Origin of the sequence: Paenibacillus qinlingensis (genome assembly GCF_013204845.1) — a bacterium.
Lineage (GTDB): Bacteria > Bacillota > Bacilli > Paenibacillales > NBRC-103111 > Paenibacillus_E > Paenibacillus_E qinlingensis.
Genome location: NZ_JABMKY010000002.1, coordinates 130,200 through 145,893, shown reverse-complemented (window position 1 = coordinate 145,893; position 15,694 = coordinate 130,200). Strand labels below are relative to the sequence as shown.

Below are 15,694 nucleotides of genomic sequence, written 5' to 3'. Positions count from 1 at the left end.
TATAATATGATGTATGAGAGTTATATAACGCACAAAAATATACTATAACGTATTATTGTAGTAAGGAGGACTATACGATGGGAACGATGATGGGGTTGGTCAAAACGCATCGAGCACCGGGAGCCGTTTTGAAGGAGCTGCCGATTCCAAGCTATGGGCCAGATGAAGTGTTGGTCCGAGTGAAGGCGACTTCGATCTGCGGTACAGATGTACACATTTACAAATGGGATTCTTGGGCCGAAAGCGCAGTCGTTACGCCGAATGTATTTGGTCATGAATTTGCGGGTATCGTCGTGGAAGTGGGCAACGATGTGAAGCATGTAAAGCCCGGGGATCATATTTCGGCTGAAGGGCACATGGTTTGCGGTGTATGCAAAACTTGCCGTACAGGCAACGCACACGTCTGTCCGAACACGCGCAGTTTCGGGATTACAACGCCTGGCTGTTTTGCGGAGTATGCGGTCGTGAAAGCGACTAATGTGATTCATAACCACGCGGACATGCCTTATGAGATCGGCTGTTTGCAAGATCCGTTAGGCAATGCAGTACAAACAGTGCTTTCCGGGGATATCGTTGGCAAGTCGGTTGCCATCATCGGCGTTGGGACGATCGGGTTGATGGCTGTAGCCGTTGCGAAGGCTAGCGGTGCTGGTTTGGTCATCGCAGCCGACGTGAATCCATACCGATTGGAGTTAGCAAGGCAGATGGGAGCAGACACCCTGATCAACAGCACCAAAACTTCACTTGCAGACGCGATTATGGCTGCTACCGGTGGCGAAGGAGCTGAGGTCGTGCTGGAAATGTCCGGCCATGCAGATGCCATTCGCGCAGGATTCGAAGCGGCTGCTCCGGCTGCTCGATTATCCTTACTAGGTATTCCGACCAAAGAGATTTCACTGGACTTATCCAAACATATTATCTTCAAAGGTCTTCGAATAGAAGGGATAACTGGCCGACGCATGTATCAAACCTGGTATCAGTTAAAGGGTCTAATTGAACAGAAACGCATTAACTTGCGCCCCCTTATTACACATACATTTACACTGGACCGTTATGAAGAGGCGTTTGAGCTAATGGCATCCGGGCTATGTGGCAAAGTGATATTCACACATGACAGTATGCCGCTGCGGCAGAAGGAGGAAATCGCACATGGCCAATTGGAGCTCACTTGAGCATGAACTGGAACAATTGAAGAAGGAGGGGCGCTATCGTCCAATTTCTGTATGGGAGTCCGGTTCTGACACTTGGATGAACATCGGTGGTCGTCGCGTACTGCAGATGTCTTCAAATAATTACTTGGGGTTGACGAATCATCCGGATTTGAAAAAGGCAGCTATCCAAGCGATTGAACAATACGGTGTTGGGAGCGGTTCCGTACGAACCATAACCGGCACGCTGGACATTCACGACCAGTTGGAGCAAGAGTTGGCGGCTTTCAAAGGAACGGAAGCCGCATTGGTGTTCCAATCAGGCTTCACTACGAATCAAGGTGTGATGACGATTCTGGGTGGAGATGATGTTGTCATCAGCGACGAGTTGAATCATGCCAGCATCATCGATGGCATCCGGCTGACAAAAGCGCAGCGCTGCATCTATGCGCATAAGGATATGAACCAGCTCGAGGCGGTGCTTCGCGAGTGCGGGTCATTTGCAAAACGCGTCGTGGTAACCGACGGTGTGTTCAGCATGGACGGTGATATCGCACCGCTTCCGGCAATTGTTGAGTTGGCGGAGAAATACGACGCCATCGTGTTTGTTGACGACGCACATGCGAGCGGCGTATTGGGACGTAACGGCAAAGGGACCACGGACCACTTTGGCTTGAACGGACGCGTTCACATTCAGGTAGGCACGTTGTCGAAAGCGGTTGGTGCGGTTGGTGGTTATGTGGCCGGAGACCAAGTGCTGAAGAATTATCTAATTCAGAAAGCGCGCCCCTTCCTATTCAGCACCTCAGCACCGCCTTCGGTAGCAGCAACCTGCTTGGCAGCAATTCGCGTGCTCAAGCAAAGCGAATCACTGATCGGCAGGTTATGGTCGAACGCTAGCTACTTCCGCACGAAGGTGCAGGCGCTTGGTTTTGATACCGGCGCCAGCGAAACACCAATCGTACCCGTCATCGTGGGCGATCCGGCCAAAGCGATGTTATTCTCGGATTTACTGCTGCAGCAAGGCGTGTTCGCCCAAGGTATTGTCTTCCCAACGGTAGCGATGGATAAAGGCCGCGTGCGGTTCATTGTGACGGCAAAGCATACGCTAGAAGATCTGGATTTTGCTATTAATGCGTTGGATGTTGCTGGAAAGAAGCTAGGGCTTGTGACATAGCTGATGGTGTATGAAAACTTCTCTATCGCTTTATGCGATTGGGGGAGTTTTTTTGTTATACGAGAATAGTTGCTCCTGCAATATATCATTTTAGGTTAATATTGGGTAAAATTTGGTATATAGCAAAGGAAGAAGAATCATATGGAGACAGATTAAGTTATTGTGAAATGTTACAGCAAGATAATCATATTCTTGTCAGAAGTGTAGAAACGGAGGAGTCAAAGACTCATGAATATAAAAGATATCCGATATGAGCCCTTCAATGAAAAAGATTATACTGTCGCTAGCGAAATATTAAGCTATGACGTCGACGCGGGTGAAAACCTAAATCGGTTGCTTGCAAAAAATCCTGAACTATTTATTAGCGTTTTTATTGAAGAGAAACTTGTTGCACTCGCACAAGTGAACGAGCCTTCAACTCTGTCTTACATAACTGTGTTTGTTGATCCTCAGTTTCGTAGGCAAGGAATTGGTACTGCAACAGTAAAATTTGCCGAAATGAGATTGCAGAAAGGCGGAACCCACAAAATAAGGAGTTCCTATCAGGCTGGCCATCAATCATCTATTGCGTTTGCGAGTAAGCTTGGTTATGACAATACCTTTTCATCGGCTTTTATGCAGCGAACCGGAAATCCCTTTCCCCTGGAGATGCTACCAGTGAGAAAGTACTCTGACGAAGACTATCTGAGTAGTCAGTCGTTGTATGCCACGGCATTTCATGAAATGCGCGTCCGTGTCGGGCGCTTTCCCGATTCTGTAATTGCCCAGCCGAGTGAAGAAGAACGTATAGCATGGAAAGAGAGTGCGGGAGACCGTTTTGTCTATGAAATTAATGGGGAGATCATCGCTTATAGCCATCTTTCTGGTAACGTACTCAGTAGTATTTCCGTCCGAACAGACTTTCAAGGGCATGGGATTGGAAGAAAATTTGTTATCTTTTTATGTAACGAAATTTATCAACGCGGCCATAATAACGTTGATCTTTGGTGTGTTGCTGGAAATTATGCCAGAAGTCTATATGACACTCTTGGCTTTAAAGAAAAGTATGTGACGGATTTTGTGCAGAAAACACTGTGATTTTCATTGAGATTGGCAGTGATTCCAACAATACCACCGTTTCCATACCAATAAAATAATAAAGACAAACCGGCAGCCATTCTCATTGGCTGCCGGTTTGTCTTTATTGTTGGCTATAAGGAAGCAACATTTTTGAAGCAAGAGTAATAAATTGTGAGCTCTCTTTTTCCGAAAGGTTAGCCGTTATTGCTTTTATTTGCCTCTCAATATTACTACTTACGACCTTAATCATTTCTTGTCCTTCGGCGGTCACCTTTACATGAATAACACGACCATCGATGGGGGAATTACTGCGTTCAACGAGTCCTCGGCGCTCCGCGCGAGTTATCAATCCGGTAATGCTGGATTTGTCGAGGCTGAGGTACTGTGCAAGTTGAAACATACTTAATTCACGATCACGTAAAATGCCGAACAATCGAATCTGTATGATGGAAACATCATATTCAGCTCCGACTCGGGTAAGGACTCCTTGAACAAGGAAGGATAATTGAATCAAACTATCCATAATAGAAAGGTTTTCATGAAAATCAGAAGGTTTTTCGTTCACTTTTATTCACTCCAGATAAGCTCAGATATTCGCTAAACAGACTGTAAGTCAATTTCTATTTTATCATAAAAGCCATTGACATTGTACGTGGCACAAACTATATTGTTTGTATCACGTACTAATATAACGAAAAGAAGATGACTCTGGTGTTACTGAATAAGAGTATGCTGGTCAGCTTCAGAACTATATAAGAAGTGAAGGTGTGAGCATGGAACAGAAGAAGACAGTACTCCTGGTTATGGGGAGCGTACGTGCAGGCAGAAATTGCCCGAAAATTACGGCGTGGGTTGAGTCTGTCGGCCGAGCATATTCAAATTACGAGTATGAGATCATTGATCTTGCAAAATGGCAATTGCCGATGGACGATGAACCGGGAATTCCCGCATTGCAAGGCTACAGCCAGCCGCATACGCAGGCGTGGAGCGAGAAGATCAAGAGTGGGAATGGCGTGATTTTCGTCACACCACAGTTTAACTGGGGGTATCCGGCAGCACTTAAGAACGCTATCGATCATCTTTACCATGAGTGGAGGGATAAGCCAGTCATGATTGTTACCTACGGCGGCCATGGTGGTGGTCGTTGCGGCAAGCAACTAAGGAGGGTTGCAGTTCGGCTACGGATGCGTATTGTGCCGACATCGCCTGCACTCCGATTATCGGATGCAGTTATCCGTGAAGGAGCTGAGCTCAATCCAGATCGTGATTTTAGTAATTTTGCGCCACAGGTGCAGCGAGCAGTATCGGAACTTGTGGACCAACTCGAGGAACGAGAAAGTGTCCTGGCACGGTTGCGTCGTAAATGGAAGGAAGCATTAGCTGTCCTTTCTTAACTAAAAATCATGGCGTTCATTCTCTGAGTGAGCGCCTATTTTACGTCATAAAATGTGATAATACGAGATTCGAATGAAGCTTTGACTTTTTGCATTTTGTACAATATTATAAGTAGTAAGTAGTAAGTAGTAAGTAGTAAGTAGTAAGTAGTAAGTGAAAATCTTCGGAAGGATGATACGACAATGTTGAAGAATTTATCAATTGCCCAAGAGTTTGTCTTACTCGCATTAGATCGTGAAACCAATAAACTTAAGTCTATTTTTCGTATGCATGTTGCCTTATATTCGGTAATGGCTTGTATCGTGGAACTTGCTATTAATGGCAACGTTACCTTTGAAAAAGATGATACGATCAGAATCACTAACTCAGCATCCACCGGTGAAAAATATCTGGACAGAATACTCGAAATTATAACTGCAGAGAAACCAAAGAAGCTAAAGGCGTGGGTTTCTTACTTTTACTATTTTAAACAGAGAGAAATTTACAAAATGGTTATTGAAAGCCTTGTAGATAAAGGAGTTCTAGAGATTGTAGATACGGAAGTTTTATTCATTGTTCCGGTAAAAAAATATACGGATGTTGCACATACACGGAACCACATCGTGGAGAAAATCAGAGCGGAGTTACTCGAAAATGGCAATGTAGACGACCATACCGTAGCCTTGGTGTTATTTTTAAATAATAAAAATATGCTAACCAATTACTTTTCTGACTACGAACAAAAAACGTTAAAGCAAAAACTAGATATGTTGCGCAAAGAGGACATTTACAAAAAAATTAGAACGATTGATATCGCTATCCAAAATCTTGATTCTGGATCATAACGTCAAGTATTGCAGCAACCTAAGGGAGAAAAAATATGGGGAGAAAAAGAAGTTTAGATAAAATTGCAACATCAGAGTATGTGAGTATCAGTGAATTGGTTGAACTTTCTGGCGTCCGATACAGTACCATCAAATACTACACGGAAGAGAATATGATTTCATTTGAGCAAGAGGATACACGATTGACAAGAAGATACCCACGTGAATTAGCGCTTAAGCGACTTGAGGAAATTCGTGTAATGAAAGAAGAAGAAGGATTTACAATCAAACAAATTAAAGAAAAATTATTCCCATAGTGAGGTCGCTTATTGTCTCAAGAAGGGATGGGGATAGGGTAGACAAGAAAGCACCTACAAAAAATAAAGTTGTAGACTGATAGACTAGTACGGAACTGGAAGATCAGCATCAGCGGAAGGTTTACTGGAAATTGGTAAGCATTTAACACGGCTATTTTTCTGACGTAAATCCTCAACGTTTGTAAAGGTTAGTTCAGTAAAAGGTTTCATTATGTATTCCTCCAATTAATTAATATCACTTGAATCTTTTGGAACTCATCGCAGTGATAAATATTGAGGCTATCCTTTCGTAGATGTAACTACTTGGGGATGGGCTCTTTTTTATCGGATAAGGATCATGTCAAAAACAAATGTCGTAGCTAGGAATAGGAAAAAAGCCACCGAATATCTCCGATGACGTCAGTTATTAGATATTGCAATTTACTTTAATTGTCGACTTCTAGGTTTTCCTCTTGCAAATTTTCTTGGACTAGATATATTCCGTCATTCCTTTCTCCTTCAGCAGATCGACGATATCTTTAACAGATTGCGCTTTGTCTTTGGGACATATCAAAAGGGCATCCCCAGTATCTGCAATAATGAAGCCGTCTACACCAATTGTCGTGATTAGTCTGCCATTTCCGTATATGATCGAATTTCGTGTATCTATGCCCATATGGTTTGCTTTAATAATGTTTCCTGATGCATCCGGAGGGAAGATAGCGCCGAGCGCATCCCAGCTGCCGATATCATTCCAGCCAAATTGACCAGACAGTACAACGACTTCATCGGAGCGCTCAAGGATCCCGTAATCAATCGAAATATTTTGAAGCGTTGGATAAATGTTAGTAATGATTTCCTCTGCTTGATCCGTGCCCAGAAATTCGCTGATTGGAAGCATTGTCTTATAGAGTCGAGGCAGGTAACGCTTGAAATTATCAATAATGACGGAAGTTTTCCAAATGAATATGCCGCTATTCCATAAATAATTACCTGATGACAGATAGCTTTGTGCTTTCTGAAAGTTCGGTTTTTCTACAAATTCAGCTACTTCGAATACTGCAACAGGATTTGAAGAAATAGGTTCTTTATCAAATGAAATATAGCCGTATCCGGTAGAAGGGAATGTTGGCTTAATTCCAATGGTAACGATTTTGTCTGTCTTCATTGCGACCGTACAGGCTTCATCTAATGTAAGCCGAAATTGTTCCTCATCAGTTATATAATGATCGGAAGGCAAGACGACCATGATGGAATCACCGTGTGATTTTTCTATTGATAACGCCGCGAAAAGTATGCTTGCTGCCGTGTTTCTGGCTACGGGCTCGATCAAAATATTACTTTTCGAAACACTGCTGTGCATGATGCTCTCCATCAGAACTGCCTGAGAGCGATTCGTAACAATAACGGTGTTTTCTTGTGGGATAATGCCTTTGAATCGTTCGATCGTATCGTTCAGCATAATATCATTTCCGCTAATGTTGAGAAGCTGCTTTGGAATTTCCTGTCTAGACAGCGGCCAGAAACGAGTTCCGCCCCCGCCTGCAAGGATGGTAGCAAATTTATTCATGATGCATCACCATATGGGCAATGGAGTAGGAAATAATGCTCTCGGAACCTTGATTAAGGTTCAACCCTGTGGCATGGATGCCATCGTAACAAGCCCCAGTTTGAGGGTCAATGAGAGAGATCTTTAATGAATTATGGCCTAAATACCATTCATAGCATAAAGCTGCAATATTCAAATAAGCTGAGTCTTGGAGCACGAGCGCAGCTTCTTTACAAGCAAGAAGCATTTCACAGGCTTCAATCGGCTGTTCGTCGTAAAGAGCAGCCTTTTCACCCCGTAATTGCCAGCCATGGCTGCCTATTGGTTTATAATATCCTTCTTCAGCGAAAGTTTTGGATACTAGAAAATCCAAGCTTTCCTTAGCCGTTTCCTTCAAACGAATGTTTTCCGTAATATGTGATGCTTTTAATAGTGCCCATGGCAGCATGGCGTTTCCGTAGGTAAGGCTGTCTTCAAACCAATTCCAACCGTTTCCCTTATTGTGTATATATTGTTTGTGCAGTCGAACCGCTATGTTTTCGATCAAATTGATGATGGATGCTCTTGGTAGAAAAGCCTTTTCTTCTGCCGTACTTGGCGTATGGAGATAGGGGAAGGAGTAAGTTAAAGCATTAGGGGTTTCTATTAAATAACTTAGACCGATTATCGCATAAGCTCCAGCACGCGGAGAACCTAGCTTATCAATATGCGGTAATGCCTGATTAATTAAATAACGGCAGGTATTAAGTACATTATAAGGCAGAAGGGAAGAATGGGCGAGCGCGAATCCTAATGCCCATAGTGTACGTCCTTGACAATCCTCTGAGCCGTTATCCTCGATGAAGGAACGGTTATAATCCATGAAGTTTCTAAAATTCCCATTTGCATTCTGTGCGTGGTGAATGAAGGCAACATAAGTATGAATAAGGTCTAATGTGCTTGATTCTTTATGGCTGTTGTACAATAAAACTGCTGCGATTAATGCTCGTGCGTTATCGTCCGTAGTATAGCCTTTCGACCGGTCAGGTACGCCAAACTTAGTATGTTGAAAAATGCCTGTATCATCCGTTATCCTGTGCAAGTAATCGGACTTAAACTCCAATTTCGTTTGTACTTGCATTACATCACTCCTAAGTGTTTTACTTTAGTTGATTCAGAAGCTACTATTTTTTCTAGGAAGATGGCGGCATAGGTTTTTGCTATTTCGTTCCAGAGCATAGTTCTTCCGAGTTCCAATGTACGATTTTCCATTTCAACTATTTTAGAAGGGTCATTCAATACTTGAAGGATGCATGCTTCCAAAGAGGCCGAATCGCGAAAATTAGCTAGTAAACCTCTGCCATCTGCCAACATTTCCTCGGCATATCGGTAAGGAGTGGAGACAATAACTCTTCCATAACCGACTCCATACGCCAATGTTCCGCTAACAGCTTGATCCTTTCCTAAATAAGGAGTCATATAAATGTCTGACATGACCAGGGATTGAATCACTTCATCTTGCGTTAGAAGTTTGTCGACGAAGCGAACGTTATGGGTTAAATCAAATTCTTCTACAAGATCCATCAGCTTTTGTCTGTATACCTCGCCTGTTTCTTGTTTAACGACTGGATGCGTTTTCCCCCAAACTATATAGAGAGAATCCGAATGCTGTTTGACCACTCCCCGCATAGCTTCAATGCTGTACTCAATTCCTTTGCCAGGACTTAAAAACCCAAAGGTGGATAAAATTTTCCGACCTGCAAAGCCATACTGCTCTTTGAGCTCTGCTCTTGATCCGGTCTGAACATGGGGGACGCCATGGTGAATGAAAGCAATTTTGGCGGCATCAACGCCATAAATGGAGATCAGATCGGTTACCGTAGACTGCGCCATTGTGACAACTTTAACACTTAGCTCTGCAACTCGATTCATGATGTGAAGCTGCTTGGCAGAAGGTTTCGTTAACACGGTATGAAATATGACGACAAACGGTATAGTCAGTTTCTCGACGAATGGAATTAAATATTCACCGCTTTCTCCACCATAAATACCGAATTCATGCTGAATAACGAGAAGATCAACGTCTGATGTGCTAAGATAATCGGCTGTCTCTATATAATCTGACAGTTGATGTTGGCCAATTTCTTTCATCACTTGGTCATCATAGTCGTAAGTTTCGTTGTTATTGATTGCAATGATACGAGGCTTGTTGAAGCCTTTAATGTGTTTTAGTTCATCTAATAAATCCTGTGTAAAAGTAGCTATGCCGCATTCTCTCGGCAGGCTAGTGCCTAGAAAAACGATATTCCGATTGTTGTTTGTAAACTTCATATAATGAGCCTCCAGGTTGGATCTCGATTTTTGGAACACAAAAAAAAGAATCTAAAGATACGTCTTTAATTCTTTTGGGGGAAAGAGTATTTTATTATCTGAAAATTCCAAATTATTTCCTGTTTTCACTATAACATGACCATTTTTTCTTGTCAATTTATTGACTCTCCATGACATACCCTATATATTTAAGTAGGAGGTGAATGTGTGTCAGTCATACGCAGTAAACTAAAAGAAGTCATGGAAAATCACGACCCTAAATTATCGATACGTAGGCTCGCTAAAGAGATTAACTACCACTTTGACTCCGTTCGTCGTATGTATAAGGATGAGATGGTACAGTATCCTAGGGATTTATTGCTGAAGCTTTGTCTGTATTTTAATGTCCAGCCTGGGCAGCTCATTGGCATCGAAATGGATGAGGAAAGTGATTGGACGATAGATGCATCGATGGATTATCAGGAGGACGTCAATGACAAGGAAATCGATTAAGTCAGAGAGCTGTAAACAGTTGCTGGCAACGTTTTATGATAACCCTCGAGTAACAATAGTGCAAAAACTAGTGTTCTCCGGAGTAGGAAATCGAGATGTATACAATATAACGGCCCCGTTTCAGTACGACGGGGAGGGAGTCATCTTAGGAAGAGTTGAGGAACGGGATAGTGAGTTCTCTCAAGTCTTCTTTTTTACATGTAAGGATCAGATTTGGAGTCCCCGCATACATACGCACACTTATAACTTACAGGATCCATGTATGACCATCATCAAAGGTGAACTCATAGTTGGCGGAGTTGAAGTCATTATAGCAGTCGATAATCCAAGTAAAATTGTGTCATGGGTTACTCAATTTTATCGTGGGTTTCACATAGATACATTATGTCACTTCTCATCTGGACCCGGTACAATGAAGGATATACGACTCATTGAGCTTAAGGACGGTAAAGTAGGTGTATTTACTAGACCGCAAGGAGCAAGAGGCGGAAGAGGGCAAATTGGATTTACGATCATCGATTCGCTGGAGGAGCTTAATGAGCAAACCTTCATCCATGCAGAAATTCTTAGAGATCAATTCGACCCCGAAGAATGGGGCGGTGCGAACGAAGCACATTTATTGGGGAATGGACACGTGGGCGTTCTGGGACATGTAGCCTGCTTTGATACCTCAGGAAACAAGCATTATTATTCCATGGTCTTTGCAATCAACCCTGAGACCTGTGAGAAAACAGCTATGAAAATTATTGCAACAAGAAGTGATTTTCCAAGAGGTCCTGGCAAACGGCCAGATTTAGAGGATGTCATTTTTAGTGGTGGGCTTATACGATCAGGCAATGGCCGAGCTGTCCTTTCCGTTGGTGTTAGCGATGCTGAGGCTTATCAAATAGAGATCCCTGATCCATTTATGGAGTATGAAATGTAACGAGTGGGTTCCATCAAAGTTTGACTAGATTTTATGGTCATGTTATACTCATTTTGACAAGAATTTATGGTCAAAGAGAGCAGGAAACAAAAAATGAGTAAATTTATTCAACTGAACAAGCGCACTGGTGAAACAAAGTCCCAGATGAATCAAGCAAGAAAACAGGGACGCATCCCGGCTGTGTTGTATGGGATTGGTAAAGATACTTTGTCTGTAGAAGTAAATGAAAAAGAAATGCTGGATATTTTGAAAAAAAATCCGCGAGCTATTCTGCAAGGTAATACATCCGATGAGAAAGTAATTCCTGTCATTGTTCAAAGCGTCCAAAAGGATGCAATGTCGGGCAATCTACTGCATATCGACTTTCATCATGTGAACATGACTGAAATTATGGACAGCAAAGTTACTATCCAGTTTTCTGGAGAGGCAATCGGTGTTAAATCCGGTGGGGTTCTGCAGATTGAAATCTATGAAGTAGAAGTGCGTTGTATGCCTGGTGATTTGCCGACTTCCATGGAAGTGGATATCAGTGGTCTTGATACTGGCGATAAGCTTCTCGTTTCCGACTTGATCTTTAAAGATGGCATTGAAGTGTTGACGGATGCGAATACGGTTATGATTCAAATCAAAACCGTTCATGAAGAAGTCGAAGCAACAGCCTAGAATAAATCATCCCCTTATAGTGGAAAGTATTTAAGTTAATCAACTTAGATCCTTTCTGCTGTAAGGGGATTTTTGTGTTTGTTATAAGCTCGGGAGACAGTGTCCTTTTAGTAGAATGTCTCTAAAGAATCATCAATATTCACTAACTTCATATTGTGTCCACTGGGAGAAGATCAGGTTATAATAGGAGTAGTGTTTTTGAAATCGGAGAGGGAGAGGGGAGAATGAGCTTGAACAAGAAGTATGTCGGGAATATCCGAAGGACGGTTCCTGGACATCGTTTCATATTGTTTGCGGTTCTAAGCTTAGTCGCGTTATTGATGTTCGTCGTGAGTGGCTGCACGAAGTGGCAAGAGACAGACGGCAATGGAAGCATCGAGCTGGACGAGTTGATCTGGTATTACCCTCAGAACAAGGCGAATTCTGACTTGCAGCTGGTAAATGCCGAAGTCAATAGGCTAATCGCGGATAAAATTCATGCGAGCGTCAAGCTGCAACCCGTCGATTTCGCGAGCTACGAGCAGAAGTTGAATACACTCGTGGCGGCAAGCGACCCGATGGATATTGTCTGGACCTCGAATTGGCTGTTCCCATGGGATGCCAATGCCCGGAAAGGCGTGTTCCAACCGTTGGACGAGCTGCTTGAGCGCTACGGTCAGAGATTGAAGACGTCGATGTCTCCACGATTCTGGAACGACGGCAAGCTGGATGGTAAGCAACTTGCCGTGCCGAACTACCAAATTGCCGCTATGCGCCCAAGCTTGGTCATCCAGAAACGGTTTGTCGACAAATACAACCTCAATCTAAGTGCGATCCACAAAATCGACGATATCGAACCTTTCTTGAAACAACTGAAGGATGGGGAGCCAGGCATCGTTCCGTTCGGCACGACAAGAGGCTTCTATATGAACCATATCTACGGCATCGACTGGCGCGTGTCTGTTTATCGTGGCGATGCTAACCACCGAGTTCTCCCTGATGTCACGCCGGAAATGAGACAAAACTTTGCATTAGTTCACTCCTGGTACGACAAAGGATATATTAATCAGGATGCCGCTACACTAAAGAACGCTGCGGACGTCTACAATAAGGGCAACACAGCTGTTTGGTTCGATTTTACGGGAAAACCGGGCTCTGAAGCGGAGTTTAAGGCCGGTGACGGTGGCTTCGAAGTCTTGCTTGTTCCGCTGGCAAAGCCGTCTTTCAACGGTGCAGTCAGTTCGATGAATGCCATCAGCCGAACGTCGAAGCATCCGGACAAAGCGATGCAGCTGCTCGAACTGGTGAACACCGATAAGCAGTTGTATAATACGCTCGTCTATGGAATTGAAGGAAAGCACTATACACGAAGCGATGGAAACTACGTCAAGCAGAATTGGGATTCAGGGTATTTCACTAACACGGATTGGGTATTCGGCAACATTCGTAACGAATATTTGCCGGAAGGGGCGCCACCTGACAAGATCGAACAGACTGTTCGCATTAACGAAGAGGCGGAGGTATCCCCTTACTATGACTTTGTGTTCAGAACGGACGACTTGAAGGCGGAACTTGCCAACGTGAAGGCGGTGAATGACGAGTATTATGCAGCGCTCGCCACAGGAACGGTGGATCCGACGAAATATCTGCCGATCTACGAAGAGAAACTGACTAAAGCTGGAAGTGAAATGATAAGATCCGAGAAGCAAAGGCAGCTGGATGAATGGCTGAAGGCGAAGGGGAAGAAGTGACCCCAAATCAATATTTGTAAAGGCTGAGAACGACGGTGCAGACCACACCGTGTAGTTCTTAGTCTTTTTGGCGTTTTCGCCAAAGGTCTCCATGCCCGTGCTCTCGCAGCATTCTGCGGCCCACTTGGACTTCAGTTAGTAAAATACAGATCGTTTACTCAAAGTGGCGACAAAAGTACAGTTTTTGCACTGTTTTATCGATGATATTTCAGCTAAATTGATCTCAGGCAGCAAGCCAAGCAAATCGTTACAAGCAAGGAGGAAGGCATCCAATGAAGCGCAAGAAGGCATTCCGGTTTTTCGGCAGGAACATCGAATTGTTTACGCTCTCGCTCCCCGCAGTTATCTATATTTTCATCATGTCGTACATACCGATGTTTGGGGTCGTCATTGCATTTAAAAATTATAGGTATGACAAGGGCATCTTGGGCAGTGAATGGATTGGTTTCAAAAACTTCGAGTTTCTGTTTAAAAGTGAAACCGCATTCCGCATCACCCGCAACACAGTGTTGTATAACCTGGGCTACATGCTGTTAACGACAGTCGCAGCGCTCACCGTAGCCATTCTTCTCAATGAAATTGCGAAAAAATGGCTCAAGATTTATCAGACCGCGTTGATTCTGCCCTTTTTCCTTTCATGGGTCGTCATGAGTTACATCACGCAGGCGTTCCTTGATCATGACAACGGGTTTATCAACAGTTGGTTGGCATCAGCCGGCATGGAGAAAATTTCGTGGTACTTTAAAGCTGAGTATTGGCCCTACATTCTAAACATCGTGCATTTATGGAAAGCGATTGGCTTCTCCGCGATGGTGTACTACGCTGGTATCCTCGGAATTGACGGAGAGTTGTATGAAGCGGCCAGGATCGACGGGGCAAAGCGAATGCAGATGGTAACGAATATTACGATACCTCAGTTGACGCCGTTGATTATTATTCTGCTTATCCTCAGTATAGGGAACATGTTCCGAGGCGACTTCGGGCTGCATTTCTTCATCCCGAACAACAACGGGATGACGTATGCGACGACAGATATTATCGATACGTACATTTACCGGGCGCTTAGCGAAATTGCTGACGTGAGTATGGCTTCGGCCGTCGGCTTGTATCAGTCGTTCGTTGGCTTCGTTCTAGTTGTCACCGCCAATTTAATCGTAAGACGAATTAATGAGGACAATTCTCTGTTCTAAGGAGGGAACATTCAGTGCTAGTCCATCAGTCCAAAGCAGTATGGAGTCAGTTGATCATTCATGCCATTTTCATCTTAATCACGATTGCCATGCTCGTTCCATTCACCCTCGTGATTGTCATCTCGTTCTCTGACGAACAATCGATCCTACATAATGGCTTTCGTCTCATTCCGGATCAATTTAGTAGCGCAGCGTATCACTACTTTCTAAAAACGCCAGAGACCATCCTTCGCGCCTATGGCGTGACGATGCTTGTCGCTGTCATCGGCACCTGCATCAGTCTAACGCTGACTTCCACGATGGGTTACGTGCTGTCGAGGAAGGATTACGGGCTGCAGCGGTTCACATCGTTCTACGTGTTCTTCACGATGCTTTTCAATGGCGGTCTTGTGCCGTTCTACATTCTGATAACCCAACTACTGCACTTGAAAAATTCGATCTGGGCGCTCATTATACCGGGATTACTCAGCCCTTTTTATGTACTGATTATGAAAGGGTTTATGGCGAAAATCCCAACTGAAATCATCGAATCCGCGAAAGTGGAGGGGGCGCGCGAATGGCGGATCTATACGAAGCTGATTCTTCCGCTCTCGAAGCCGGCTCTAGCTACGCTTGGATTGTTCATTCTCTTTAACTATTGGAACGAATGGTTCAACGCACTTCTGTTTATCAACAATGAGAAACTGGTGCCGCTGCAGCTGCTGCTCGTAAGGACCATGAATACACTTGATTTCATCACATCGCGTCCCGAGTTTGCTACGGCCATGGTTTCGCTCAACGTCGATATGGGGGATTTTCCGAAAACGTCGGCTAAATTTGCTGTTGCCGTTCTATCGGCTGGTCCGATGCTGCTGGTATTCCCGTTCTTTCAACGTTTTTTCGTTAAGGGACTGACAATCGGCGCCATTAAAGGTTAAGAAGCAAGCCTCGGATGGGCAAAGCCGGGAAGGAGGGAAC

16 protein-coding genes are annotated in these 15,694 nt (G+C 43.9%); 12 read left to right on the top strand and 4 right to left on the bottom strand.

The genetic code is table 11. The features are described 5' to 3' along the window. Nucleotides 1–77: 77 nt before the first annotated feature. The 3 genes from tdh to HQN88_RS04205 all read left to right on the top strand — a co-directional run bounded on the left by tdh (nt 78) and on the right by HQN88_RS04205 (nt 3,402). Nucleotides 78–1,172 carry an L-threonine 3-dehydrogenase gene (gene tdh, locus HQN88_RS04215; protein WP_173108993.1) on the top strand — a complete coding sequence of 365 codons (1,095 nt, stop codon included), beginning with the start codon at nt 78–80 and terminating at the stop codon, nt 1,170–1,172. Then, nucleotides 1,150–2,325 (top strand): glycine C-acetyltransferase, encoded by a 1,176-nt coding sequence (locus HQN88_RS04210; protein WP_173108992.1) that lies wholly within the window; start codon nt 1,150–1,152, stop codon nt 2,323–2,325. The genes tdh and HQN88_RS04210 overlap by 23 nt, the downstream gene beginning before the upstream one ends. A 228-nt stretch (nt 2,326–2,553) precedes the next feature. Further along, on the top strand, nt 2,554–3,402 hold the full coding sequence (locus HQN88_RS04205; protein ID WP_173108991.1) for a GNAT family N-acetyltransferase: 849 nt from the start codon (nt 2,554–2,556) through the stop codon (nt 3,400–3,402). A gap of 103 nt (nt 3,403–3,505) precedes the next feature. On the opposite strand, the gene HQN88_RS04200 is transcribed toward HQN88_RS04205, so the two are convergent. Next, nucleotides 3,506–3,949: a MarR family winged helix-turn-helix transcriptional regulator gene (locus HQN88_RS04200; protein WP_274320508.1), complete on the bottom strand. Its 444-nt coding sequence runs from the start codon at nt 3,947–3,949 to the stop codon at nt 3,506–3,508. Between the two features lie 208 nt (nt 3,950–4,157). Here HQN88_RS04200 and HQN88_RS04195 point away from each other — a divergent pair, with 208 nt between their 5' ends. From HQN88_RS04195 to HQN88_RS04185, 3 genes are all read left to right on the top strand, one after another. Continuing rightward, nucleotides 4,158–4,778 (top strand): NADPH-dependent FMN reductase, encoded by a 621-nt coding sequence (locus tag HQN88_RS04195; protein ID WP_173108990.1) that lies wholly within the window; start codon nt 4,158–4,160, stop codon nt 4,776–4,778. 183 nt (nt 4,779–4,961) lie between these two features. Continuing rightward, complete coding sequence (locus HQN88_RS04190; RefSeq protein ID WP_173108989.1) at nt 4,962–5,603, top strand: GOLPH3/VPS74 family protein; 642 nt, start codon at nt 4,962–4,964, stop codon at nt 5,601–5,603. A gap of 35 nt (nt 5,604–5,638) precedes the next feature. Beyond that, nucleotides 5,639–5,899, top strand: coding sequence for a MerR family transcriptional regulator (locus tag HQN88_RS04185; RefSeq protein ID WP_173108988.1), 261 nt, complete (start codon nt 5,639–5,641; stop codon nt 5,897–5,899). A 469-nt stretch (nt 5,900–6,368) separates the two neighbouring features. On the opposite strand, the gene HQN88_RS04180 is transcribed toward HQN88_RS04185, so the two are convergent. From HQN88_RS04180 to HQN88_RS04170, 3 genes are read right to left on the bottom strand one after another with little or no spacing between them, the layout of a single operon-like run. After that, nucleotides 6,369–7,448 (bottom strand): mannose-1-phosphate guanylyltransferase, encoded by a 1,080-nt coding sequence (locus tag HQN88_RS04180; protein WP_173108987.1) that lies wholly within the window; start codon nt 7,446–7,448, stop codon nt 6,369–6,371. Beyond that, complete coding sequence (locus HQN88_RS04175) at nt 7,441–8,547, bottom strand: glycoside hydrolase family protein (RefSeq protein WP_173108986.1); 1,107 nt, start codon at nt 8,545–8,547, stop codon at nt 7,441–7,443. The genes HQN88_RS04180 and HQN88_RS04175 overlap by 8 nt, the downstream gene beginning before the upstream one ends. Beyond that, nucleotides 8,547–9,737 (bottom strand): glycosyltransferase family 4 protein, encoded by a 1,191-nt coding sequence (locus HQN88_RS04170; RefSeq protein WP_173108985.1) that lies wholly within the window; start codon nt 9,735–9,737, stop codon nt 8,547–8,549. The genes HQN88_RS04175 and HQN88_RS04170 overlap by 1 nt, the downstream gene beginning before the upstream one ends. Nucleotides 9,738–9,944: 207 nt before the next feature. Between HQN88_RS04170 and HQN88_RS04165 the strand changes: the two genes are divergently transcribed. From HQN88_RS04165 to HQN88_RS04140, 6 genes are all read left to right on the top strand, one after another. Beyond that, the gene (locus HQN88_RS04165) at nt 9,945–10,229 is read left to right on the top strand and encodes a helix-turn-helix domain-containing protein (RefSeq protein WP_235550500.1); all 285 of its coding nucleotides are present in this window, start codon (nt 9,945–9,947) and stop codon (nt 10,227–10,229) included. After that, nucleotides 10,180–11,154, top strand: a complete 975-nt coding sequence (locus tag HQN88_RS04160) for a DUF1861 family protein (RefSeq protein ID WP_337995219.1) — start codon at nt 10,180–10,182, stop codon at nt 11,152–11,154. The genes HQN88_RS04165 and HQN88_RS04160 overlap by 50 nt, the downstream gene beginning before the upstream one ends. Nucleotides 11,155–11,247: 93 nt before the next feature. Further along, the gene (locus HQN88_RS04155; RefSeq protein WP_173108983.1) at nt 11,248–11,817 is read left to right on the top strand and encodes a 50S ribosomal protein L25; all 570 of its coding nucleotides are present in this window, start codon (nt 11,248–11,250) and stop codon (nt 11,815–11,817) included. 224 nt (nt 11,818–12,041) lie between these two features. Further along, complete coding sequence (locus tag HQN88_RS04150; RefSeq protein ID WP_173108982.1) at nt 12,042–13,547, top strand: ABC transporter substrate-binding protein; 1,506 nt, start codon at nt 12,042–12,044, stop codon at nt 13,545–13,547. Between the two features lie 272 nt (nt 13,548–13,819). Beyond that, entirely contained in the window at nt 13,820–14,737 is a 918-nt protein-coding gene (locus HQN88_RS04145) for an ABC transporter permease (RefSeq protein ID WP_173108981.1), read from the top strand. Nucleotides 14,738–14,751: 14 nt separating this feature from the next. Next, the gene (locus tag HQN88_RS04140) at nt 14,752–15,654 is read left to right on the top strand and encodes a carbohydrate ABC transporter permease (protein WP_337995218.1); all 903 of its coding nucleotides are present in this window, start codon (nt 14,752–14,754) and stop codon (nt 15,652–15,654) included. Nucleotides 15,655–15,694: the final 40 nt, after the last annotated feature.

Coding starts and splice junctions, on each gene's coding strand:
- tdh (WP_173108993.1), top strand. CDS start 78: ATGGGAACGATGATGGGGTTGGTCAAAACGCATCGAGCACCGGGAGCC.
- HQN88_RS04210 (WP_173108992.1), top strand. CDS start 1,150: ATGGCCAATTGGAGCTCACTTGAGCATGAACTGGAACAATTGAAGAAG.
- HQN88_RS04205 (WP_173108991.1), top strand. CDS start 2,554: ATGAATATAAAAGATATCCGATATGAGCCCTTCAATGAAAAAGATTAT.
- HQN88_RS04195 (WP_173108990.1), top strand. CDS start 4,158: ATGGAACAGAAGAAGACAGTACTCCTGGTTATGGGGAGCGTACGTGCA.
- HQN88_RS04190 (WP_173108989.1), top strand. CDS start 4,962: ATGTTGAAGAATTTATCAATTGCCCAAGAGTTTGTCTTACTCGCATTA.
- HQN88_RS04185 (WP_173108988.1), top strand. CDS start 5,639: ATGGGGAGAAAAAGAAGTTTAGATAAAATTGCAACATCAGAGTATGTG.
- HQN88_RS04180 (WP_173108987.1), bottom strand. CDS start 7,448: ATGAATAAATTTGCTACCATCCTTGCAGGCGGGGGCGGAACTCGTTTC.
- HQN88_RS04175 (WP_173108986.1), bottom strand. CDS start 8,547: ATGCAAGTACAAACGAAATTGGAGTTTAAGTCCGATTACTTGCACAGG.
- HQN88_RS04170 (WP_173108985.1), bottom strand. CDS start 9,737: ATGAAGTTTACAAACAACAATCGGAATATCGTTTTTCTAGGCACTAGC.
- HQN88_RS04160 (WP_337995219.1), top strand. CDS start 10,180: ATGCATCGATGGATTATCAGGAGGACGTCAATGACAAGGAAATCGATT.
- HQN88_RS04155 (WP_173108983.1), top strand. CDS start 11,248: ATGAGTAAATTTATTCAACTGAACAAGCGCACTGGTGAAACAAAGTCC.
- HQN88_RS04150 (WP_173108982.1), top strand. CDS start 12,042: ATGAGCTTGAACAAGAAGTATGTCGGGAATATCCGAAGGACGGTTCCT.
- HQN88_RS04145 (WP_173108981.1), top strand. CDS start 13,820: ATGAAGCGCAAGAAGGCATTCCGGTTTTTCGGCAGGAACATCGAATTG.